The sequence below is a fragment of the Marivirga arenosa genome, assembly GCF_030503875.2.
In the GTDB taxonomy this organism is placed as follows: domain Bacteria; phylum Bacteroidota; class Bacteroidia; order Cytophagales; family Cyclobacteriaceae; genus Marivirga; species Marivirga arenosa.
The window spans coordinates 2,996,232-3,021,345 of sequence record NZ_CP129968.2; the positions used below are offsets into that span (position 1 = coordinate 2,996,232).

A 25,114-nucleotide genomic window follows, 5' to 3' on the forward strand; every position below is an offset into this window, starting at 1 on the left:
CATGATAAAATCAATTAAAAACTATTCAATAATTTTCCTTATGCTTTTTGCTTTCACATCATATAGTCAGAAATCAAGAATGACAGGGTTGTGGGAAGCCATAAATGTAAACGTGGGAGAAAATAATATGACTCCGGTCGCCAAGTGGTTTCGTTTTAACCCTGACGGCACTACCCAATCTGGTAATGGTTGGTTAAAAAATTATGAAGGAAATTGGCAATACGATTCTCTGGAAAATAAATTTAGCAGCAATAATCCTTTAGGTATAAAAGATGAATTTGGTGCATTTGATGTATCATTTGATAAAGATCATATGTACTGGGAAAGAGAAGAGGAAGGAATGAATGTTAAAGTAACTTTACGGCCTATTGAAAAATTACCCATGTCACCAGCTGATTATTTGCAGGGAATTTGGTTATTAGAATCTATAGAGAAAGATAATCAATCCATTATGGAAGAATTTGATCCAAACGGTAAGCATTATCTTCACATACGGTGGGATAGAATTTACAGAAACCGAAATACAGAGGGTGAAAGACTAAGCGGTTATTGGCATATCAATGGACATAGACCTGAAATTACATTTCTACCTCATTCTGAAGGAGAAAATGCAGAAAGTTGGAAAATTGAGGTAAATGAAGAGAACTTAATTATGACTGGAATTTCTGATTCAAATGATACAATCGTTAGAAAATATAGAAGGGGAAATAAATTTCCTCGATAGATTAAAATAATTCAGATAATGTAACCCTAATAGTATAAACATTTATGAAAAGCACTTTTGAGATTCAAAAGTGCTTTATTTATTCTATTTAAAGCATAAATGTTAATCTTCATCTTTTTGCATTATTACATCTCAAACCATTACTTTTAATAGATTTTATGATTCATCGTATCAAGTATTCAGTTTAAAGTATTCATGAAACTACTAATTGCAGCAGTTATAGGGGTTTTAGTATTTGTGATTTTTCAAATGTTAAGGAAAGATGTAGCAAATAAAAGATCACAAAACTTCAGTATACTTTTACAAACCCTTTGGTTAATTAGATTTTTTCTGATCTATATTAAATTAGATCTTAATGAAACCCCTGCAGCTTCTTATATCATTTATGATCAGACACTATTATTATTAGATGGCCCATTATTCTGGCTTTACACCCGGTCTTTAATCGATTCCAAAAGATTATCAATTAAAGATTTCATTCACTTTATACCATTTATTTTACTTTTTATACTTTCTACTTTTCAACTTATAGCCGATCCGGCTACAATCGTCAACCAGTATCAACAGGCTGTTAATAATATGCTTAATGGTTCTTCCATGGCAGATTTAGACGCCAGCATTTTTATACTTTTTGCAATGGGATTAAGTTTAATTTATATAGTTAGAGCAGTTAAAATAGCAAGAATTTATAACCGTGGATTATTAGATAGGTTTTCTACTATAGATAGCTTAAAAGCAAATTGGATAATAAGTTTTCAGCGTTGGTGGATTGGACTATTTTTCCTTCCCCTTCTAATATATTTCATTTTGTACGTATTCCCCTTTATTTCTGCAATGTACGTTGCGGGCACTGTTTTAATCTCAATTTCGGCATTTAGTATATTTTTTAGCTCCCATCTTCTCAATCAAAATTATGCACCTCCAAAATTAGTAAAGAATAAAAAAGCAGCTGTTTCAACTTCAACAGTTAATAACAGAGATCATTTATTTGAACAACTTTCCGAACTTAAAGAAAAACTAGAAAAGGAAAAGTATTATTTAGATGAGGAATTAAGCCTCAATAAACTTTCAGATTATATTGGAATTAAACCAACTCATTTGACTGAACTCATTAAACTAAGTGAATTTGAAAATTTCTATGACTTTATAAATAGCTACCGAATAGAAGAAATAAAAGAAAAATTAATTGAGACGGATGAACAAATCATTGTAATAGCCTACCAAAACGGATTCAAAAGTAAATCTACATTCAATAAAATTTTTAAAGAGAAGACTGGATATACGCCTAAACAGTACAGACTATCTAAAAAATAAGTCCGAATAAGATTAAATGGACTTTCAAAAACTCCAATTTTATTTGGTTTGCATCATTAACAAAAATAAAAATGATGAAAACTCTTTGGAAAAAAACACCTGCATGGCTGAAAGCCATAATTTTAAATCTAGTTATACTATTTCCAGTAGTTATTGCAATTCAATCTTTAATTGGATTGAATTTTCAACTACATAATGAATGGCCATGGTCCGTACCGATTGCTGCTATTTTGCTTTATGCATTTTATAAGCTAAATAAAAAGTACGCGAAATTTGATCTGCAAAAGGATGTTCAAATATCTTTTAGATTTAATATGAAAAAATCGGATAATTGGCTCTATTTAATTGCAATATTGTTAATTGTTCAATCGATTGGCCCATTATTTTCTTACGTGTTCAACATTGACACCACGCAACAAGTAGCCTATATTCAGAGCTTTAAAGCTTTAAATTTGTTTACTGCTATTCCTGTTCTTGCATTATTAGCTTTTTGTGCAGGACTCACTGAAGAAATAGTATATAGAGGTCATATTCAAAATGTTTTAGTTAGAAAATATAACAAATGGTTAAGCTTTAGTCTTACAGGAATCATCTTCGCAGCTTTACATTTTCTGCCGCTACCTTTAATTCTCCCATATATTATTATTTCGGTAATTTTCAGTATAGTTGCAGACCGAATGAAATCCACTGCATTGGTTATATGGGGGCATTTTTTAGTGGACCTGACCAGTTTTATGCTCATTTTGTTCTTCCCAAATTTTCTACACGAGCCTAGTGGATTAAATATACTAATTACAATAGGTATGCTGTCAATTGGAATATTTTTTCTTTTTAGACAAAACTATTCAAGCAAAAAAACATCCTTAGCGAAAGCAGCTAACTAATAATTAAAAAAATTAAAGGAGAGATTTAAGGATACCTGCGCCATCTCTCCTTTCATAACTTCCTCTAAATTCAAACTTTAATAAGGTAACATGAATAATAATTACAATATTTTACGGCTTTCTGACGGAAGAAATCTAGCCTTTAATGAATATGGAGATTTGAATGGATATCCTATAATTGCCCTACATGGTTTACCTGGCTCCAGAATATGGTTTAAAGTGGAGGATGAAATAAGTAAATCTTTAGGCATACGATTGATTACAATTGACAGACCTGGATTTGGAAATAGTACCCCAAGTGCTGATGTCTCATTTATGAATTTCAGTAAAGATATCATGGAACTTATCCATTTTTACGGATATTCCAAAGTCTCTATACTGGGTCTGTCAGGTGGTGGTGTATTTGCTTTAGCCGTAGCAAGCATGAACTCCCCCCTCATCCAAAGATGTGGAATAGTTTCTACAGTAGGCAAATTTAAGAAAGGTAAGCCTCCAAAACATATGGCATCTGAAAACAAAATGATCTTCAGATTGGCTAAGCAATTTCCTTGGTTGCTTAAAAAGCTACTGAACGCGCAGAAAAATGTAATAGATAATCATCCAGATCGCTACATAAATTCAATTATATCCAATACCAAGCATCTTTGTAGGGCTGATAAATTAATAATTGAAAATAAGGATAATGCGGAACTTTTACTTTTACACATGAGAGAAGCATTTAAAAACGGAGTTCAGGCTGCAACAACAGAAGCAAAACTATTTACAAAGAGCTGGGACTTCTGCATAAAAGACATTAAAACAAAAATAGAGCTATGGCATGGCATGGAAGATACTTTATCTCCCATTCAACCACTTGCGCAGCTCGGTAATGAACTCCAAAATTGCACCAAACACTTTATTAAAGGTAAGGGGCATTATCTAACTGAAGACCCTGAAATATGGAGGAAAATCCTTCTGTCCTTAAAATAATATTAAGATAATTTAATATACTTAAAGCTAAACATTCAACATTATGAAATACATCCTAACCGTAATAATACTAGGTACAATCATTCAATCTGAACCAAAAATTGAAGGAAAATGGAAAATTCAATCTTATGGAGCAATTGATAATATAAAGCTTTCTCCTGCTTATACATTTGGAGACCCTGATACAAAAGAACAAATTGATGAATTATTCAGGCTCATGCTAGAAAAAGGAGAATATCATTTTCAAAATGATACACTTATTTATACAGATATTGAAAAACAAAAATTAGTAAAAAGAAGGGCTATCTATAAAAATAAGGATGGTATCCTTACTATTACCGAAATCGATAGACCATATGAAAGGCAAGCAGAAATTTATCACCTCTCAAATGATTCCCTTATTGTCTTACCAATTATTGAGGGGAAAAGCGGATCAAAATTGATTTTCAAAAAAGTAAAATGATATTTTGATAATGAGCCTAAAAGAAAGCGGTGGGTGGTTTACATTTATACAATTACAGAAGTTTGTAGATCTTTAATTTTGCAAGAAAATAATACTAAATCATGAAAGTAAAATCTGTAATACTTCTTGCATTTGTTGGCTTATCACTTGTTTACTGTAAGGAAGACAGAGAGTCCGATAATAAGATAAACCAACCAACAAGCTTTACTATACTAGATACATACATGACTGCCTTAACTGACCTAAAGCAGTTCAATGGTGTACTTTTAGTTGAAGATAGTGCAGGCCATGTTTTCTCAAAGGCATACAATATAGAAGCGGAAATTCCTACTTTAAAAGTAAGTGTGCAGCATCAATTTGACCTTCGCTCTATAGCAAAACTATTTGCAAAAGCTTCCCTAGTAAAACTTGAACATGAAGGAAAGTTAGCATTTGATCAAAAGCTTTCTGATTTTTTCCCTGAATTCCCACGAGGCGATGAAATTACCATTGATCAATTGATGCATCACCAATCTGGTTTAGGGAGAGAGTTTAAAAATTATGAAGGAAAAGGAATTGACCTATCACCTGAACAAGTAGTCGAATTAGCTCATCAAGAAAAATTGGAGTTTGAACCTGGGTCAGATTCTCGTTATTCTAACATAGGTTTTCAACTTTTATACAAGATCATTGGGGAAAAATCGGGAGGAACATATGCAAATTATTTAAGAAATAATTTTTTCGATCCTCTTAAAATGAAAAATTCCGGTAGCCATTATTTAGACCCCAAAGGTCAATTAAATAAATATGCTTTTGGACATACTGAAAAGAATGATTCTATTCAATTGGTAGGGGAAGATGAATCTGATATGCAACAAGGACATACTTTTTCAACGGTGGAAGACATGAAAAAATTTCTTGACTTCATTACAGAAAATAAGCTCTATAATGAGTTAGCTGAAGATAACATCATCACTCATGCCGGAGGAACCAAAGGTAAAAGAGCATGGGTTTATACAGATTTACAAAAAGGATATAAAATTATATTCCTAGCGAATTATGACAATATCCCCTTTTCAAATCTAACCAAAGATCTCATCTCAATTATGGATGGAGGTGATGTGGAAATACCAAAGGAAGTGAACAGAAAAGCTATTGAAGTTCCATCATCAATATTAGAAAAATATGTGGGCACTTATGATTTCGTAGATGCGGGTCATATCGTGATATCGGTAAAACTTGAAGAAGGCAAACTAAATGCCTATCAAAAAGGGAATTTTGCAGGTGAATTAATTCCTGAAAATGATTCTACTTTTTTCTGGGATCCGAAAAGTAAGGAGTCGTTTATTTTTACCAAGGATAAAGAGGGTAATTCTATTGCCTTAATGGATTTTCAAGGAGTTAGGTGGCAAGGTATTTTAATTGAATAGTCAGTTGGTTTAATATTGTCAAGGTGTCTTTACGGCACCTTTTATTAAGCATTTTATAAATTGCGATACAATAACCTCGCTTAAATAGTCTCAAATACCCATATAAGACTTAAAGTATTTCAGCATATAACAAACTCGACCTTTATTTGAAACACATTATGTCGGAAACTAACCATCAATGAGAGGATTCCCAATGTAAAATACTACATTAATTATAAACAAAATGAAAAATTTCACAATACTACTCGTTCTTTTCCTATTTGGAATAATTTCCGCTTGTAAAGAAGATCCTCAAGCATTACTCAGAGAAGCAACGGATAAATTAAAGAGTAGCAAAAGTGTTCAATATCAGCAAACAGGCCTTTTTCCTAATCCTTCAGGACAAATTGATACCATTAATACAGTTTCAACTTTTGTTAAAAAAGGTTTAAATGCTTATGATTATGATTTTGTTATTAAAAGCGATCTTGGTGGTCTTATACAAATAGACGGAGAATGGAAATTAATCAACCAGTATACAAAGCAGGTTGTAAAATATCCAGAGAATAGAGCTGAAATATGGGAAACGCAAAAAAAATCTTCACCAAACTTTAAGCATTCACCACTTGTCATGTTACAAGAAAAAGACTGGGTCTATCTAAGGGACACTGTATTGAATAATAATTCTCTAAAGAATTATTTCTTTGTAGAAAATGACAAAGTGGTTGATGGTAACAAAGTTTATACAGAACAGCATATTTTTATCAATCCTCAAACCAAATTAGTAGAGAGATGGGCGCGCTTAAATTACTATAAGAATAAATTATCGCAGATACGGATTGTTATTTATTCAAACTATATTTTAAGCTCAACTCCAGAAAAATTAACTTTTACAAATCCTCCCGGATACACATCAACTGTATATACAGGAAAAAAAGTTATAAAACACCTAGAGGTAGGCCAAGAAGCTCCTTTCTTTAAAATCGATGATCTTCAAAATAAAGAAATTGATTTAGAAGACTACCGAGGTAAAAAAATTCTATTAAACTTTTCTAGTGTTGGCTGTGGTTATTGTAAAGATGCCCTTCAATTGATGAATGCAAATGATTACAAATTGGCAGATAATATTCAAGCTTTCTATTTATCCATTCAAGATCAAAACCAGCTTGATAAAGTAAAATATTATTTCGAAAAGATGCCGATATCGTATCCTGTCATTCCTGAAGCTGATAAAATTGCGGAATTATATGGTGCTGCCTCCACACCTAACTTTTTTCTAATAGATGAAGAGGGTCTCATTGAAAAGGTAGTAATCGGATTTGATAAAGATTTCTTAATGACTTTAGCAGAAAATTAATATGAGTAATCAATTTTTACAATTTATTGAAAATGAAATTAATTGAAATTAAAGTTTTGATGACCTATTCTTTTCTAGGATAGTAACCTTTTTAATTATTTAAAAATCTCAGTATATGAAGTCAATAATAAAATTCTTTTATACGGTACTATTATGCTATTACCCCTCCATTATTTTTAGCCAAATCAATACGAATGATTCTCTGGCTTTAGTACAATTATACCATTCAACAAATGGTGACAATTGGAATAATAATAATAATTGGCTCACTGGAAATGTTGATTCCTGGTATGGAATTTATGTTATAGATAACAGAGTAAAACAAATTAATTTATTGGCTAATAATCTTGTAGGTGAGATCCCTGAGGAGATAACTAATTTAGTCGAAATCACCAATATCACATTGGATCAAAATACATTAAGCGGTATAATTCCATCAAGTATAAATAAGCTTACTCAACTCGAGATTCTGTCGCTTCAGCGAAATCAAATAAGTGGAGAAATCCCAAGCTCTATAGGAGATTGTACTGAATTAGTAGTTCTAAGTCTTGGGAATAATGAATTAACAAGTAGTATTCCACAAACGATTGGCAAGCTTAATAAGCTAACAAGCCTAGGACTAGAAGTGAATCAATTGAATGGCTCTTTACCTGAAGAAATAGGAAATCTGATTAACCTTCAATTTTTCAATTGCGGAGTAAATAATTTGAGCGGCACAATACCTGAACTATTTGCTAATTTAACTGAACTTAAATCTTTCAGTCTTCCCTCAAATAATTTAGAAGGAAATGTTCCTATTTGGTTAGCAGATTTAACTAAACTAGAAATCATTGATTTAAATTCAAATCAATTTACAGGGACTATTCCTTCCGAATTGGGTAATCTTAGCTCACTCAAGAACCTTTCAATACAAAATAACTTACTGACGGGATCAATTCCTCAAAATATTTTTCAACTTACCGCTTTAAGAAAATTAGATTTATCTAGTAATCAATTAATTGGTTCAATTGCTGCAGAGTGGAATAATTTAATAAATTTAGAAACCCTCAGTTTAAGAGGAAATCAATTTGACGGTGAAATCCCGATACAAATTGGTAACCTCACAAATTTAAGATTTATTGATATCGCATTAAATAATTTTGAAGGTGCTTTACCTGAATCATTTACTGGTCTTCTAAACTTAAAAACCCTTGATATTCAGGATAACGAAATTAATTACTTACCAGATTTATCTAATTTACCGCTAAATTATTTTACAGTAGTTAATAATAGACTTCAATTTTCTTCCCTCGAAAAAAACATTGATCTAACAATATCTTATGTGCCTCAAAAACCCTACACTTTAGATTCAACTATTACATTGCAGTGGGGCGATGACATTACTTTATTAAGCGAATTAACAGGTACATTAAACAATTACCAGTGGTACCTTGAATCAATTCCAATTAAAGGAGCAGATTCCGCCTCACTAAATTTAAAAAGTATAACTGAAACCAATTTAGGGAATTATAGATGCGAAATTAGTAATCCAAATATACCTGATCTTATTCTAAGTACAGGTTTGATAACCATTGAAATAGATAATTTTATACCAAGAAACTTATCGTTAACTAATAATCAAATTGCCGAAAATTCTACTATTGGTCAGCACATAGGCGATCTTATAGCAGAAGATATTGATATAGCTAATGGAGATAGTTTGATCTTTTCTTTGCCAATTGGTGAAGCTGACAATAGTTTATTTGAAATTACAGAAAGAGGACTAACTGCATTATTTAAACCGAATTTTGAAGAGAAATCAGTATTTGAAATTATGGTAAAAGTTAAGGATAGAATTGGAGCAGAAATTTCAGAAAACTTTGCAATTGAAGTAACCAATATTAATGAAACACCTTACATTTCTGACACCCTTTTCACTGTTTTAGAAAATACTTCCAATGGGACTTTTATTGGTCAGTTAATTGCTAATGATGAAGATGAAGACACCATAAATTTCAAAATTATTAGTGGAAATAGCTCAAACACCTTCTCGATTATAAATGGAGATTCATTGATAGTGAATGACGAGGAAAATCTAGATTTTGAATTGATAAAATCATTTTCATTAGAAATTGAATCAAATGATGGAGAATTATCAGATACTGCATTCATTACAATTGAACTGCTAGATATAACTGATGAAATCATTACAAAATCCAAGGATAGACTGAATAATAATCTATTTAATATTTATCCAAATCCTGCATCAAATCAGATTAATATTCTTATAGGCAACATGATTTCTGAAACTGGTAAGCTCTACATTTATGATAATTATGGAAAGCTTTTAATTGAAAGAGAAATAATAGAAAATACTATAATTGACATTAATAATTTAAAAAGCGGATTATATCATGCCACAATTGAAATCGATGGATTTTACAAACATAAAAACTTTGTAAAACTTTAATTAGGTGATTCATACTATAATTTTTTTAAATATATTTAATGGTTATAAAATTGAAATTTTTAAAATTTCACATAATAACGCATTTTAATTAGGGTAAACACTTAAGAATTAGTTTTTTAAAAAAAAGAATAAAACTGATAGTAACTACTTAAAATTTTTTGTATCAGTTGATTTTATGCCTTTTAAAAAAAGCTCCATTGAGATTAAAGAACTTTTTGGGTGACATTCCTGCCACCTTCTGAAAGTCTCTAACAAAATGAGCTTGGTCATAATATCCCACGTCATAGGCTAATTTCGTCATGGAAATCTTAGGATTGTGAAGTTGGATTTTTACTGCATTCATTACTCTAACCATTCCAATGAAATGCTTTATGGAGTATTGAACTTCTTCTTTAAATAATTTATTTAAATACTGTCTGCTTAGCTCAAATCTTTTTTCTAAATCATTTACTTTTAATTGCCCTGATTGCTGATAGATTAATTCAATAATTTGCTTTAATAATCTCTGTTTACCACTCAAATTAAAAGTCTTAATATAATCTTTTAGCTTCAGCTGCATTACTTCAAATGGATCGTCCATTTGAAAAAATTCACTAGCATCGTTTGTTTTAAAAATTGGCTTAAAGTGTTGAGAAACATCATTTATTCCTGGTTTCCATTTTCCACCAAAAAACAAATTATTACACCATGGCTGGAATTTTACGGTAATAAAATTTAAAGATTTAGGAAACTCAATTGAAAAGGGAGGAGAAATATTAGAAATGCTAAATATGTGATGATTGATTTCTATACCTTCTGTAAATTCAGCACAATACAAACGGGCGTCAGCTTCTCTAAAAATCACCAAATCGTGACAACAATCATCCAAAACAGGTATTCTATCTTCATTTGTGAAGGAAGCATGATAAATCTCCTTTATGTAAAGCGATAGTGGTTCTTCTGGATAAATTCTGCCTATTCCCAATTTTGACTTTTGATTTAGATATGGTAAATATAGTAGGTAAAAATAAACCAAATTAATAAGTTGAAATATAGTTCTCCTTATATTCTTCCTATATTTGCAGCAAAATTATAGTAATGCAAAAACTAAATAATAGATATACTGTAACTGCAGCCCTACCCTATGCAAATGGCCCATTACATATTGGCCATATAGCGGGTGCATATTTACCTTCAGACATTTTTGTACGGTATTTAAAATTGAGAAATAAGGATGTTGTTTACATATGTGGTAGCGATGAACATGGTGCAGCCATAACAATAAGAGCAAAGAAAGAGGGGATTACGCCTAATGAAATCATAGATAAATATCATGAGCTCAATAAAAATACCTTTAAAAAATTAGGTATTAACTTTGATATGTATCACCGTACCTCAGCGGAAAATCATCACAAGCTTTCTCAAGAATTTTTCCTTAAACTTTATGAGAATGGTGAGTTTGTTGAGAAAGAAAGTGAGCAATATTATGATGAAGATTTCAAACAGTTTTTAGCAGACCGGTATATAACTGGAAAATGCCCAAAATGTGGTAATGATGGAGCATACGGTGATCAATGTGAAAAATGCGGAAGCTCTTTAAATCCAACTGACCTAATAAATCCCATATCTACCTTAAGTGGTAAGACTCCAGAATTAAAAACTACTAAACATTGGTTTTTACCACTTGACAAATACCAGGAATGGATGGAAAAATGGTTAATTGAGGGTAAAAAAGGAAAATGGAAACCTAATGTTTATGGTCAATGCAGTTCATGGTTGAAAGAAGGTTTGAGGCCAAGAGCCATGACCAGAGATTTAGATTGGGGTGTTGATGTTCCCTTAAAAGGTGCTGAAGGTAAAAAGCTATATGTATGGTTAGATGCTCCAATTGGATATATTTCTTCAACACAACAGTGGGCAGAAGAAAATGGAACTGATTGGGAGAAATACTGGAAAAAACAGGAAAACCCAGAAGACAATTCTACTTTAATCCATTTCATAGGAAAAGATAATATTGTATTCCATTGTATAATATTTCCAGTCATTCTACATGCGCACGGAGACTATATTCTGCCTGAAAACGTGCCAGCAAATGAATTTCTAAATCTAGAAGGAGACAAACTCTCAACCAGTAGAAACTGGGCCGTTTGGTTACACGAATATGTCGAGGAATTCCCTGGTAAGGAGGATGTTTTAAGATATGCCTTAGCTGCTACTTTGCCTGAAACTAAGGACAATGAATTTACATGGAAGGACTTCCAAACTCGAAACAATAGCGAGCTTGTAGGGATTTTTGGAAACTTCATCAACCGTGCAGTAGTCCTTACTCACAAATACTACGATGGTAAAGTACCTGCAAGAAATGAACTTTTCGATTACGATCAAGAGGTAATAGATGAATTGAAAAGTTTCCCTGATGTTATTGAAGAAAAGATAACAAACTATAAATTCAGAGAAGCTTTAAGTGCAATGATGGAATTTGCTCGACTAGGAAATAAATATTTAGCCGAAACTGAACCTTGGAAGCTACAAAAGGAAAATCATGAGCGTGTCAAAACCATCATGAATATTGCATTGCAGATTGCAGCTAATCTAAGTATAGTATGTGAACCATTTTTACCCTTCACTGCTGAAAAATTGAGGAAAATGCTTAATATCGAAGCTTTTGCCTGGGATTTAGCAGGTAGTATTGATTTATTGGAAGCAAATCATACGATCAAAAAAGCAGAATTACTTTTTGAAAAAATAGAAGATGAGGTAGTTGAAAAGCAAGTTCAAAAACTTGAAAACACCAAAAAAGAAAATAAAATGACTGATAAGGATATAGAAGTAGCTCCAATAAAAGATGAAATCAAATTTGATGATTTCATGAAGATGGATATGCGTGTTGGCACTGTAGTAAAAGCAGAAAAGATTAAAAAATCTAATAAGCTTTTAAAACTAACTATTGACACTGGCTTGGATACAAGAACCATTTTAAGCGGTATTGCAAAACATTTTACTCCTGAAGAAGTAGAAGGAAAGCAAGTAACTGTATTGGTAAACTTAGCACCACGTCCGATGATGGGAGAAGTTTCTGAAGGTATGGTGTTAATGGCAGAAGATGCAGAGGGTAATCTTCAATTTGTTCAACCTGGAAATAATGTAAATCCGGGTAGTACAATTTCTTAAAATAACAATAGAACCAATTAATTAGTCGTAGTTTATAGGCTCCAAACTAAATACTACGACTAATTTTAAATAGTTTTTATATGACTTTTAAAGAACTGGATAAAAAACTCAACCAATTTCAGAAAGATGGGAAGAAATATTTCACAACATCTTCTTTTCAATCACATAGCTTAGTATTGTTACATATGCTAAGTGAAATTGATGCTGATATTCCAGTTTACTTTATCAATACCGGCTATCACTTTCCTGAAACAGTGGCTTTTCGTGATAAAATCATGAATGATTTTGGGCTTACTAATCTAGTCGATTTGAAACCACTTACTCCTAAGAATATGCAAAGGGATGCTGATGGAAAAATGTTTTTTACTTCTGATCCGGATTATTGCTGCTATTTAAACAAAACACAACCAATGGATGCCATTTTAATGAAGCATGACATTTGGATTAATGGAGTAAGAGCTGATCAAAGTAAAACACGTTCCTCCATGAAAGTTGAACAAGCTGCCCCACACGGAAGTACTCGTTTACATCCAATGTTAGATTGGAATTCTAAAATGATCCATGATTATCGTAAAGCACATCATTTACCTGATCACCCTTTAGAAGCAAAAGGATATTTCAGCATTGGTTGTGAGCCTTGCACTAGAAAGTTTGATCTTGATATGCAGGAAAGAGAAAGCAGATGGTATGGCATGAATAAAACTGAATGTGGTTTACACACTGACCTGATTAAATAATATTTAAACTGGCTAAAATTACAATAATCCTAAACTCAAATTATAACTTATCTAAGTTTAAAAATTTAGTTTGAAGTGATTTTTATTATGTATGCATAATATTTCAAAGGCTTTTGGGTGATTTTTACCAATTTTTTTATTCAATTCACTAATATCATTCTAAATTAAAACATCTCCCCTATTATGATATAATAAAAGCTCATCTAATAAATCAGTGGGTTTAAATAAAATTATATTGTATTAATCTATAATATATGCATGCTTGATTTATTTATACTTATAATAATTTAAGCTATTCACAATTATATCAGCAATATTGTACTATTTCTTTATGTTGTACTGTTTGTACTAAAATATGATCTTGATTCTCTATTTCAATAAGTAATTTTGCATCTAAGTAAATTTACTTAGTAATAAGATTTAGTATGGCCTACAGGATTTTTTCCATTTTTATTCTAACATTCATTCTATCTTTTTCATCGATAGCACAGAATGCTGTTTTTGATTTAAGAGATTCCAAATTGAATGAAAATGTTATTTCATTAGCTGGAAATTGGCAGATTGAATTTGGAAAATTATTGTCGGCCAAACAAATGGCTAATATCGATTCAGCAATATATGTTGGTGTCCCTCATAGCTGGTCAAATATTGATCAAAAAGGAATAGATTTTCCTTCCACTGGTTTTGCTACTTACTACACTAAAGTAATTCCTGATCAAAATGTAAATCAATTAGCCATAAATGGTAATGTAATCAGTACTAACTATAAAATTATAGTTAATGATATTGTATTAGGTGGAGTTGGTAAGGTAGGTAAATCAAAAGAAGAGGCAGAACCTAATTATCAAACCAAAATTTATCCACTTCCTAAAGCAGATACATTGGAAATTATCATTCAAGTATCTAATTACCATTACAGAAAAGGCGGTATGACCATGGCTCCAAAAATTAGCAGCTATATTAACTTAATTGAGGAGAAAGGTCAAAATATTGTATTAGCATTTTTCCTTATTGGATCTATATTCTTTATGGGACTATATCATTTAGGAGCCAATCTTTTTAGAACACGCAGCAAAATGAATACATACTTCATATTAGTATGTTTATTTACAATTCTGAGAACCTTAAGCGTAAATGAATATATTTTAATAGAGTATTTGCATTTCCCATGGTGGTTGAGCACTCGTGTAGAACTTATTAGTTTCTATTTATTATTGGCATTTACAGTTCGCTTTATTTACTATTTATTCCCTGAATATATCCCTAATAAATTATCAAGCATTACATATGTGGTAGGTATTGTTGCTTCAGTTATTACGGTTTTTTCTCCGATTTACTATTCCTCTTACTTAGTACCGATTATGCAGACAATAACCGTAATAGTTTCATTTGGGATATTATACTTTCTGCTAAAAGCTTGTTGTGGAAAGAATAAAGAAATCCTAATCGCATTAATTGGGTTCTTAATTCTTTTTGCAGCTACAATGGTAGAAATCTTAATTCATCACTCTCAACTAGTGGGTGAAACTGTTTTTGCATTGGGTGTTTTCTTTTATCTCTTTAGTCATGTTATAATTTTAGCAAATCGTCAAAACGATACCTATGTGAAAAACTTAGAGCTCAGTGAAGAATTAAAATCCTACAATTCCCTTTTAGAAAAAACGGTGAATGAAAGAACAGAAGAACTAAATACAAGAAATTTTGATTTGATTCAAAAAAATGAAGAATTGAAGCGAATAAATGATGAAAAAAATGGTTTAACTCACGTTTTAGCTCATGACTTAAAGTCACCTTTAAATAATAATAATGGCTTGATCAACCTTATTAAAATGGATGATTCATTAAATCCTCAAGTAGAAAATTATATCAGCAAACTTCAAAAATCTAACCAACAAGGTCTTAAGTTAATTGAAGACTTACTGCAATTATATAAAATTGAAAGTCAACCTGATTTAGAAATTGAAGAGATCAATATTGATTATTTTTTTGAGGAAGTAATTCATTTACATGAGGATAATGCACGTCTAAAAAAAGTGAATCTAATATGTGATATATCAACTGAGGCAAAAAAGTTTAAGACAGATGTGAAAAAACTTCATCGCATCATGAATAATCTGGTTTCTAATGCCATAAAATTTACCCACCATAATAAATCAATTTTCATTAAAGTTTCTAATAAAAATAGTGATGTTAAAATCGAGATTGAGGATCAAGGAATTGGAATTAGAGAGGAAGAAAAGGACAAATTATTCCAGAAATTTCAAAAAATGAGTAATAAGCCAACTGCCGGAGAAAGTAGTACTGGCTTAGGCTTATCAATAGTGAAAACTTTAGTAGAGCAATTAAGTGGAACCATAACTTTCAAAAGTACCTACGGAAAAGGTACAACCTTTATTTTATCTCTACCTAACCTATAATAAGCTAGCAAGGATTATAGCCTTCATAATATAAATTAACTAAGTTGATGCTAGCACATACAAATGATCGAAATGGATTCAATTAAACCCATTTTTTGGATCATAGATTATATCAAAATCTATATTTAATTGAAAAAAGATAAAAATTATTCATCAAAGGAAAGATATTAGCTGAAAAACTAGTCAACTCGATATTGTTGACAGCAACATTGTTATTATTAAGAATGTTATTTGCTCTCAGCTCAAACGTGAATTTACCATTTTCTGATTCAGATCTAACTAAACTATTCAATATTGGATTAAACCCATCTTGAAGATTTTGAAAATGTAAAGACATAAATTCAAAAGAAAATAAGGCTCTAGGCAAAAATTTAAAATTTAATTTCGAATTATAATTATTGTAAGCCATTCGTACATCACGCTCTCCCCAAATATTCAGAATTGAATTGTGTTTAACACCTAAGCTTAAATTAATGGAAGAGGTTAGTGATGATCCAGAGGTAAAGCTTAACGCTTTTTGAGAGAGAATACTAGAGGCTTCAATATCTTCGATTACCAATGGAGTACTACTCGTTTTATATTCATAAATGAATTTAAATGTACTTTTAATTGATGGCCAATATTTATCTAAAGAGGAAGAAAAAAAGGATTGCTCAACATTATCTGCCTGAGAATATTCGATTGAAACAATTTCATCTTCAAATGATACTCTACTAAATAATTCATTTTCTGCTCTGACTAATCCAGCCTCAAGACTTCCGCTGATGAAAGTATTATTCATATCACTTAAAGCAATATTAGCAGCGATTACATCCCTTTTGACTAACTCTTCGACCTCAGTTTGATAAGTTGCTGTAGTTCTATTATCGATTAATAAACTCGTGGAAAGTAATTGAGTAGGCTCTAGTAAATTGAATTCTCTATGACCAAAAACTTTCATTTCAGCATTTAAATTTTGAAAAAACTTATCCTTGAAAACTGCCCCGATTTGAGGTTCTACCAAAAAATTAGAAGAATTTGATCCATCTTTTGTATAATATAAGTTTTTGAATTTTGGTCTAAAAAAAACTTTATGATTTTTAAACCACTTAACGATTTCAGTTTCAACACTAAAATTATTTACTGTTAGCTCTGATCTTGGATAGAAAAAATCTTGACCATCACCAATATCCATTTGAGATGATGAGTGAATAAAGGAAATAGACAAATTTGTTTGCCAGTTATTTTTTAGTAGTCCAATAAAAGATGAGGTTGCCCCTACATTATATAATGCCTGACTTGATTTTTGTTGTAGTGAAGAATCTAGGTTGTCAAGTTGATCATTTTGTATCGATATTTCCTCAGTCAGATTATCAAAATTCCCTTCAAATTCAGTTGTAAAAACCCATTTAGAATTTAGTTGACGTTGATAACTCACATTAGAATATAATAAATCTTTTTGAACCAACATCTGATCTTCAATTGTATTGAAGCTATTAAGATTTAAGGAAGAAATATCTTCAATACTTTTTCGAAATTGAATTTTTGCTTTTAGGTCTTCTTTTTTGGATAATTGAGAAGTATATTCTATACCCTGAAAAAATTCTAATGGTTTTTTATTTTGAAACCTTTCCTGCTCAAAAATGAATAAATTTTCCTCATCAATCAGATAGTTAATTGAATCTCTAAAATTAAAATTTATATCATTATTATAGAAGGTTGAAGTTGATTTAAGATTCGAATGCTCGGATAGATTTACCAACATAGTATTAGATAAAAATTGACCTTGATGGAATGTAAATTTATCCTCTGGAAAAAATGGCGGAGCCTCCAAACGTCCTTCTAAAATTTCACTAGACCCAAAGAAACCTTTATATTCCGCCATATTGATATCCATATAAGTTTCTAAGTCATAGCTCTCTAAATCATATCCAGTATTATTTGCTGAAGCAATAAAGTATAGCTTCATGGCTTTATTATAGGATAATATATCAGCATCTCCCGAGTAGCGACTATTTGTACCTCCTCCAAGTTTTGCATTCCCGAAAAAAGGTGATTTTAGTTCATCTTTTATTTTTAGATTTATTGCTACATCTTCTGACTTTTTAATACCCTTAAGTAATCTAAGATCAGAAAAATTTTTAAGCACTTCTATTTCTTCAATTAAATCAGCAGACAGGTTTTTACTTATAACTTTATAATTTGTGCCCGTTAAATCATCTCCATCAAGGAGAATCTTTTTTATAGTTTTACCCTGATATTTAATTTCTCCTGTTTCATTATTTATCGAAAATCCAGGCATTTTCTCTAACAAATCTTCAACATTAGTTTCAGTACCATCGATGAAGGAATTAGCAAAATAAGAAATCGTATCGCTATCCTCAGATGAGGTTATTACATCCGGTATAACTTTGACCTCGTTCAAGAAATTTGATGAATCCATCGAAAGAACAACAAATAATGAGTCGCTATAACTATTTACCGTAAGCTCCTTTTTAACATACCCTAATCTGGAAAAGATCAATACTACGCTATCATCTTTTGAGACCAAATCCAGAGAAAAATATCCTTTATCAGAACTAAAGGTATAATTTAATACTTTTCCACTCACAACTTCCTGCGCTATCACGTAAGCAAAATCAACTGCGCTAGAGTCTTCAGAAAGGACTCGCCCTTTTAGAGTAATAGTATTTTCAGGATCAGATATTGGCTCTTGAGAAAAGACTGAAAGGACGAAGATCAAATTCATGACCATTTGAATAATCAGGAACTTCCTCATAGTCCGCTAATTGAGTTCTGTACTCTTTCTTTCTTTGCTTAATCCACCATCTGAAATCTCTATATCATCTCCGTCAGCCTGAGCTTGGGCCTGCAACTGCGCTATTATCGCCTGATTTCTTCGGTAATATTTTTCATATTCAGAATCTAAGCATTCTATAAATTTCTCTCTAGTGATAGTGGTGTTTTGAAACGGATTAGATAGATCAGGTATAGAAGCGGATAAATTCAAATCAACTAATCTAATATGCACTTCATTTTTATTGTCTGTTACACTTACAATCAGGCCAGGTAATCCATTAAATTTCCAAGGACCAACACTTATGGGTATAGAGGTCGTATACCAAACTGTATATTCTCTGCCACGAAAAGAGGTTGTCGCTTTTTGACAGGATAGACCAGCAACCTCTTTCTCTTCGTTAACCAAGGTCCAATCAAATTTTATTGGATCCAAATAGACCTCTGGTCTTTCGGAGCCGCAAAATTCTCTTACATACATATTAGGATCCAAAATCGATCTCCATACTATATATCCTTGATCATCAGTGTGGACTACTTGAATAGGACCCATAGGATCATCGGAGTCAACAACCCATTTCTTTTTGTCATTTTCTTTATAAATAAATTTGGAAAATTTCTCATTAAAGAAAAGTGAAGCATCGAAGTCGAACTTATCTTCGGCTAATCTTACTTTATATTTTGCAAGTCCGTTAAATTCCTGAGCTATCAGCAAATAATTGAACGGAAAATAAAGTAAAATAAAAAGGAGGGTCATTTTTATGCTTTTCATATCAAATATTTAGAGGTCATACGATAGTTGAGTAATTTAATAAGAAAACCCAGGCTCTTTGAAGCCTGGATTTTAATTTAATTTATTGCATTGATTTCCATTGCTGGTAATGTTTCATTACAGCTCGGCAATTTCCAGTTGCATAAAAACCACCAGGATCTTTTACTGTACATTTAGCAATTTCATAATTTTCTACAGAATCAACAGTTGATACTTCTGTTGCTTCAGCATTTACGCTTACTACAAACAACATAGCAGCTGCTGCTACTGAAGCCAAGACTGAATTTTTGAATTTCTGAATCATAATTTTTGAATTTTAGTTTAGAAAATTTATTTATTGTGATCACAGTTTAAATATGGAAACCAAAAATTTAAAATGAATCACCCTTTGGGGTGATTTTAGGGTGATATTGAAAATTCCCTTATTAAATCTTCTTTTAGTGATTCGATGATAAATTGTCTAAACTCTTGCTTTCCTCTTAAACCAAGCTTTTTAATAATCCTTTTTCTATGAGTTTTGACGGTTTCTAAGCTAATGAAAAGAAGGTCACTGATTTCCTGACAGCTTAAACCTTTTTTGCAAAGAGATAAAACTTCTAATTCTTTAAAAGTCAATTTAGCATGTGAAATACGAGAATGTAAAACATATGAATTCTTATTCAATAACATAATTTTAGGTTTTGGTTTGTTAATTTTTCAACTAAAATATTTTATAAGATTCTAAAAACAAAGTAAAAAATGTAAAATTATCACAATAACATATTCATTTATTCATATTTAAACCACGATAGTTTATAAAATTTAAAAGAGTATTTTTAGTATTCTAATTTTTACAACTATCATTAATCACTTACTTTTGCAACTTGCAAAAGAAACATCAATCCTATGAACATATTAATTACGGGTGGAGCTGGCTATATAGGTTCAGCCTTAATTGAACAACTTCTTCCAGATGAGAAAATCAATAAAATTGTCATTTACGACAACCTCAGCAGGAACAATTACCATTTCTTTCTAGGTAGCAAATTACCGAATCACGAAAAAATAGAATTTATCCAAGGAGAATTATTGGATACTCGAAAGCTATCTAAAGCTTTAAATGGTATAGATACTGTAATTCATTTAGCTGCAAAAGTAACAACTCCCTTTGCCGATGCTGATCCTCATTATTTTGAGCAAAGTAACCATTGGGGCACAGCCGAACTAGTTTATGCGGTAGAAGAATCAAATGTTCAACAATTTATTTTTGCGAGTAGTATTTCTGTATTCGGTTCATCAAACGATATGGTAAATGAAGATCATCAGGCCAACCCTAGAACCATATATGGAATATCAAAATTGAGAGGAGAGGAACACGTTGCCCGACTTTCCGATAAAATCAATACTCAAATATTAAGATTAGGTAATGTTTACGGTTATGCTAATGCAGTCCGTTTTGATGCGGTGATAAACCGTTTCATGTTTGACGCAAACTTTAATAAAAGAATTGCCATTAATGGAGATGGTAAACAACACAGACCTTTTATTTCTATTCAAAAGGTTACTGATATCATCAAGCAAGTAAGCATGAGTAAGGGGATCCCTTCGGGATTCTATAATGTGGTTGATCGCAATTTACAAGTGCTAGATATTGTAGATGCTTTGAAAGAAATTTATCCTGAAATGGAATTTACTTTTATAAATCAACATCTAAAGCTAAGAGAACTTCTAGTTAATCCGCAGACAAAGCTTAGTGAATACATCGAAATTCCAGAAAATACAAAAAGCTTAAAAGAAGAATTAATTGATTTTAAAAATTATTTAAGATTTTAAAGAAGGGATGCAGAAACTGCAACCCATTTATTTTCAATGAGTTAAAACCTCCGTTTCAACTTCATCAATTTCCATTAATCCTTGTTCATTAATTGAAGTCAGTTTTACTTTCTTCAATTCATTAATCAATATCGGATCATATTTGGCAACTACCCTAACATAATTATCAGTAAAGCCTTCCATTAAACCATCGTGAATATCTTTTTCAAATAAAACAACCTCTTCCCTACCCACATTTTCTTCATAAAAAGCTCTCTTTTTCTTTTCTGAAAGACTTCTAAGCATTTTAGAACGTTCATTTCTTATTTCCATCGGAACTACACCATCCATTTCAGGTGCATCTGTATTGGCTCTTTCCGAATAGGTAAATACATGCAAATAAGAAATAGGTAAATCTTTTAAGAAGTGATAAGTATCTAAGAAATCATCATCACTTTCACCAGGGAAGCCCACAATTACATCTACTCCTATGCAACAATTTGGCATTAATTGCTTAATTTTAGCTACCCTATCTTCGTATAACTCACGAAGATACCTTCTTCTCATTTTTCTTAATATTTTATTGCTACCACTTTGCAACGGAACATGAAAATGAGGAACAAATCTTTTTGATTGGCTTACAAATTCAATGATCTCATTTGTAAGGAGATTGGGTTCAATACTCGAAATTCTAAATCTTTCAATCCCCTCCACCTCATCTAGCTCTTTTACTAAATCTACAAACCTTTCTTTTCGCTTTCCATCCTGAATACCAAAATCACCAGTATTCACACCTGTTAATACAATCTCCTTTACTTCTTCTTGAGCAATTTTCTTAGCACTTTCTATAATATTTTCAATACTATCGCTTCTACTTTTCCCTCTTGCCAATGGAATAGTACAGAAAGCACAGTGATAATTACATCCATCCTGAACTTTAAGAAAAGTTCTGGTTCTATCATTAATTGAGAAAGCATTATTAAAGCTTTTCGCTTCCTTTATATCAGAAGCTATTACTTGAGGTTTATCCTTTTTAGTAAAACCATCTAGTTTATCTATTAATTGAAATTTTTCTGCTGCACCTAAAACGGCATCAACACCTTTTATTTCAGATATTTCTTTTGGCTTAAGCTGAGCATAACAGCCAATTATGGTAATAAAAGCATCAGGATTTATCTTCTTTGCTTCCTTAACCACCTTTTTACATTTCTTGTCTGCGTTTTCTGTTACAGAACAAGTATTGATAATAAATATATCAGGATTGGCTTGAAACTCCACTTTTTCATAACCTCTGTCTTCAAACATTCTTGATATGGAAGAGGTCTCTGAGAAATTCAACTTACAGCCTAGCGTATAAAAAGCAACTTTTTTATTCATGCTCTTGATTTTGCAAAATGAGGTGCAAAGTTAAGCTTTATATCTGTGAATGTAAATCTTTTTTAACTATAGCCTTACTTAGTGAATTAATATTTAACAATTGTAAAATGTGAGGGTTAATTTTAACAGAAATAGCAGATTTTCAATTAAATATGTCAAATCGAGGATTAAAAGTTGAAGATTACTGAACAAACTACGTAATTACCTCTATTTTTTAACCTAAAAATATCTTTTTATCATATTTTTCAGAAAATCATAAATATTTTGCAACCTCAAATAATTAATTCTACATATTTTTAATTAAATTTGGATCGAATTTAAACCAAAAATCATAAAAATGGCTCATTTAAGATTTAATGCCCTTGATATCGTTTCCAGAAGAACAACAGAAAGAATCGAGGCTCCTTCCAACAAAATATCTGATTATTTTGCACAGGATGTATTCACTCTTGACGAAATGAAAGCAACATTAGCTCCTGACGTTTTCAAAAAAGCCAGTGAGGCTATAGACAAGGGTAAGAAAATTGATATGGATACTGCAGATCAAATTGCTTCTGCAGCAAAATCATGGGCAATTTCAAAAGGTGTGACTCACTATACACACTGGTTCCAGCCATTAACAGGTTCAACAGCTGAAAAACATGATTCATTTTTCAACGCACAAAAGAAAATTGAAGTTTTTGCAGGTTCTATGCTTGTACAACAAGAACCAGATGCATCATCATTTCCAAATGGTGGTTTAAGAACTACTTTCGAAGCTAGAGGATATACTGCATGGGATCCTTCATCTCCTATGTTTGTTTGGGGTAGAACATTATGTATTCCTACCATTTTTGTAGCCTATACCGGTGAAGCTTTAGACCATAAAGCTCCTCTTTTAAAAGCCGTTGAAGCTGTAGATAAAGCAGCTACTAAAGTGGTTCAATTATTCGATAGAAACGTAAACAAGGTAAATGCATCATTAGGATGTGAACAAGAGTACTTTGTTGTAGATAAGGCCTTATTCAATTCAAGACCAGACTTAGTAATGTCAGGAAGAACATTATTTGGTCATAACCCAGCTAGAGGGCAACAGTTAGATGATCACTATTTTGGTTCTATTCCAAGTAGAATATATAACTACATGAAAGACTTTGAAATTGAATGCTTAAAACTAGGAATTCCAATTTCAACTCGTCACAATGAAGTGGCCCCTAGCCAATTTGAAGCCGCTCCTCTTTTCGAAGATATAAACGTAGCAACAGATCATAATAGCTTGATGATGGATGTTATGAGACGTGTAGCTGAAAGACATAATTTAGAAATTCTATTCCATGAAAAGCCTTTCGCAGGGTTAAATGGTAGCGGTAAACACAACAACTGGTCACTAATCACAAATACAGGTGTTAATTTATTCCAGCCAAGCAATAGCGCCAGAGAAAACTTATTATTCTTAGTTTTCTTAGTGAACACTATTAAAGCAGTTGCTGATCGTGGCGAGCTTTTAAGAGCATCTATTGCTTCAGCAAGTAATGACCACAGATTAGGTGCTAATGAGGCTCCGCCAGCAGTAATGTCTGTTTTCATTGGTTCTCAGTTAACTGCTGTATTAGATGAGTTAGAAGAAAAAGGTAATATCAAGATTGATAAAGGGGAAAATATGTACATGAAATTGGGCATTGATAAAATCCCTCAAATTATCCTTGATAATACAGATAGAAACAGAACTTCACCTTTTGCATTTACTGGTAATAAATTTGAGTTCAGAGCGGTGGGTTCTGATCAAAATGTTGCACAACCTATGTCTATCCTTAACTTAATTGTTGCTGAACAATTAAACGACTTCTATGCGGCTGTGAAAGCTGAAATGGATAAAGGAACTGATAAGAAAATTGCTATTGTGAATATCTTGAGAAATTACATTAAGGATTCTAAGAAAGTAAGATTCGAAGGTGATGGTTATTCTCAAGAATGGGAGAAAGAGGCAGAAAAAAGAGGATTGCCTAATATCAAAAATACTCCAAGAGCACTTCAATCATTTGTAAAAGAAGAAACTAAAAAGCTTTTTTCAAAGCATAATGTAATGACTCCTGAAGAGTTAGAGGCTAGAAACGAAATTTATTTGGAGAACTACATGATGAAAATCCAGATTGAATCTCGTTTAATGGGTGATATTGCTTTAAATCAAATTATCCCTACAGCAGTAAAATATCAAAACACATTAGCTCAAAATGCTAAAAACTTGAGTACACTTAAGTTAGACAATTCAGAAATATTGAAAAATATTGAATTGATTAGTGGATATACTAAAGACTTAAGAAGCTTAGTTCATGAAATGATCGAAAAAAGAAAAGAGCTTAATAAAATCGAAGATATCAACGAAAGAGCTATCAAATACTGTGATGAGGTAAAAGAAGCTTATTTTGATAAAATCAGATATGCTGCAGATAAATTAGAATTATATGTGGATGATGAGCTTTGGCCATTGGCTAAATACAGAGAATTATTATTTTTGAGATAATAACCTAAACCAACTATTCACTTTTTTAAAAACCGTTCTTTCTAAAG

The 25,114-nt window shown here is 31.6% G+C and carries 19 protein-coding genes; 13 read left to right on the forward strand and 6 right to left on the reverse strand.

The window, feature by feature from the left end; translation table 11 throughout:
• Window position 1 precedes the first annotated feature (1 nt).
• The 8 genes from QYS47_RS12900 to QYS47_RS12935 all read left to right on the forward strand — a co-directional run bounded on the left by QYS47_RS12900 (window position 2) and on the right by QYS47_RS12935 (window position 9,548).
• Window positions 2-724 (forward strand): hypothetical protein, encoded by a 723-nt coding sequence (locus tag QYS47_RS12900; protein WP_322346609.1) that lies wholly within the window; start codon window positions 2-4, stop codon window positions 722-724.
• Window positions 725-919: 195 nt separating this feature from the next.
• Window positions 920-2,038, forward strand: a complete 1,119-nt coding sequence (locus tag QYS47_RS12905) for a helix-turn-helix domain-containing protein (RefSeq protein WP_322346611.1) — start codon at window positions 920-922, stop codon at window positions 2,036-2,038.
• Between the two features lie 71 nt (window positions 2,039-2,109).
• Window positions 2,110-2,922, forward strand: coding sequence for a CPBP family intramembrane glutamic endopeptidase (locus QYS47_RS12910; protein WP_322346612.1), 813 nt, complete (start codon window positions 2,110-2,112; stop codon window positions 2,920-2,922).
• Between the two features lie 90 nt (window positions 2,923-3,012).
• Entirely contained in the window at window positions 3,013-3,891 is an 879-nt protein-coding gene (locus QYS47_RS12915) for an alpha/beta fold hydrolase (RefSeq protein WP_302124229.1), read from the forward strand.
• Window positions 3,892-3,934: 43 nt separating this feature from the next.
• Window positions 3,935-4,354 (forward strand): hypothetical protein, encoded by a 420-nt coding sequence (locus QYS47_RS12920; RefSeq protein ID WP_302124227.1) that lies wholly within the window; start codon window positions 3,935-3,937, stop codon window positions 4,352-4,354.
• Between the two features lie 101 nt (window positions 4,355-4,455).
• Window positions 4,456-5,763, forward strand: a complete 1,308-nt coding sequence (locus QYS47_RS12925) for a serine hydrolase (RefSeq protein ID WP_322346613.1) — start codon at window positions 4,456-4,458, stop codon at window positions 5,761-5,763.
• A gap of 223 nt (window positions 5,764-5,986) precedes the next feature.
• Window positions 5,987-7,099 (forward strand): TlpA family protein disulfide reductase, encoded by a 1,113-nt coding sequence (locus QYS47_RS12930; protein ID WP_322346615.1) that lies wholly within the window; start codon window positions 5,987-5,989, stop codon window positions 7,097-7,099.
• 115 nt (window positions 7,100-7,214) lie between these two features.
• On the forward strand, window positions 7,215-9,548 hold the full coding sequence (locus tag QYS47_RS12935; protein WP_322346616.1) for a cadherin domain-containing protein: 2,334 nt from the start codon (window positions 7,215-7,217) through the stop codon (window positions 9,546-9,548).
• A 163-nt stretch (window positions 9,549-9,711) separates the two neighbouring features.
• Here QYS47_RS12935 and QYS47_RS12940 read toward each other — a convergent pair whose 3' ends face one another.
• Complete coding sequence (locus tag QYS47_RS12940; protein ID WP_322346617.1) at window positions 9,712-10,512, reverse strand: helix-turn-helix domain-containing protein; 801 nt, start codon at window positions 10,510-10,512, stop codon at window positions 9,712-9,714.
• A 113-nt stretch (window positions 10,513-10,625) separates the two neighbouring features.
• On the opposite strand from QYS47_RS12940, the gene metG reads away from it, so the two are divergent.
• The 3 genes from metG (at window position 10,626) to QYS47_RS12955 (ending at window position 15,852) form a co-directional block, all read left to right on the forward strand.
• On the forward strand, window positions 10,626-12,698 hold the full coding sequence (metG, locus tag QYS47_RS12945) for a methionine--tRNA ligase (RefSeq protein WP_322346618.1): 2,073 nt from the start codon (window positions 10,626-10,628) through the stop codon (window positions 12,696-12,698).
• Between the two features lie 80 nt (window positions 12,699-12,778).
• Window positions 12,779-13,435, forward strand: coding sequence for a phosphoadenylyl-sulfate reductase (locus tag QYS47_RS12950; protein ID WP_322346619.1), 657 nt, complete (start codon window positions 12,779-12,781; stop codon window positions 13,433-13,435).
• Window positions 13,436-13,860: 425 nt separating this feature from the next.
• A complete protein-coding gene (locus tag QYS47_RS12955; protein ID WP_322346620.1) occupies window positions 13,861-15,852 on the forward strand; it encodes a sensor histidine kinase in 1,992 nt (663 codons plus the stop codon).
• Between the two features lie 112 nt (window positions 15,853-15,964).
• Here QYS47_RS12955 and QYS47_RS12960 read toward each other — a convergent pair whose 3' ends face one another.
• The 4 genes from QYS47_RS12960 to QYS47_RS12975 all read right to left on the reverse strand — a co-directional run bounded on the left by QYS47_RS12960 (window position 15,965) and on the right by QYS47_RS12975 (window position 20,068).
• Complete coding sequence (locus QYS47_RS12960) at window positions 15,965-18,610, reverse strand: hypothetical protein (RefSeq protein ID WP_322346621.1); 2,646 nt, start codon at window positions 18,608-18,610, stop codon at window positions 15,965-15,967.
• A 6-nt stretch (window positions 18,611-18,616) separates the two neighbouring features.
• Window positions 18,617-19,399, reverse strand: a complete 783-nt coding sequence (locus QYS47_RS12965) for a GLPGLI family protein (RefSeq protein ID WP_322346622.1) — start codon at window positions 19,397-19,399, stop codon at window positions 18,617-18,619.
• An 82-nt stretch (window positions 19,400-19,481) separates the two neighbouring features.
• Entirely contained in the window at window positions 19,482-19,703 is a 222-nt protein-coding gene (locus QYS47_RS12970; protein WP_302101345.1) for a hypothetical protein, read from the reverse strand.
• 95 nt (window positions 19,704-19,798) lie between these two features.
• Complete coding sequence (locus tag QYS47_RS12975) at window positions 19,799-20,068, reverse strand: helix-turn-helix transcriptional regulator (protein WP_322346625.1); 270 nt, start codon at window positions 20,066-20,068, stop codon at window positions 19,799-19,801.
• 216 nt (window positions 20,069-20,284) lie between these two features.
• On the opposite strand from QYS47_RS12975, the gene QYS47_RS12980 reads away from it, so the two are divergent.
• Window positions 20,285-21,211 (forward strand): NAD-dependent epimerase/dehydratase family protein, encoded by a 927-nt coding sequence (locus tag QYS47_RS12980; RefSeq protein ID WP_322346627.1) that lies wholly within the window; start codon window positions 20,285-20,287, stop codon window positions 21,209-21,211.
• 33 nt (window positions 21,212-21,244) lie between these two features.
• On the opposite strand, the gene mtaB is transcribed toward QYS47_RS12980, so the two are convergent.
• Entirely contained in the window at window positions 21,245-22,567 is a 1,323-nt protein-coding gene (gene mtaB, locus QYS47_RS12985; RefSeq protein WP_308356263.1) for a tRNA (N(6)-L-threonylcarbamoyladenosine(37)-C(2))-methylthiotransferase MtaB, read from the reverse strand.
• 337 nt (window positions 22,568-22,904) lie between these two features.
• On the opposite strand from mtaB, the gene QYS47_RS12990 reads away from it, so the two are divergent.
• Window positions 22,905-25,067: a glutamine synthetase III family protein gene (locus QYS47_RS12990; protein WP_322346628.1), complete on the forward strand. Its 2,163-nt coding sequence runs from the start codon at window positions 22,905-22,907 to the stop codon at window positions 25,065-25,067.
• Window positions 25,068-25,114 lie beyond the last annotated feature (47 nt).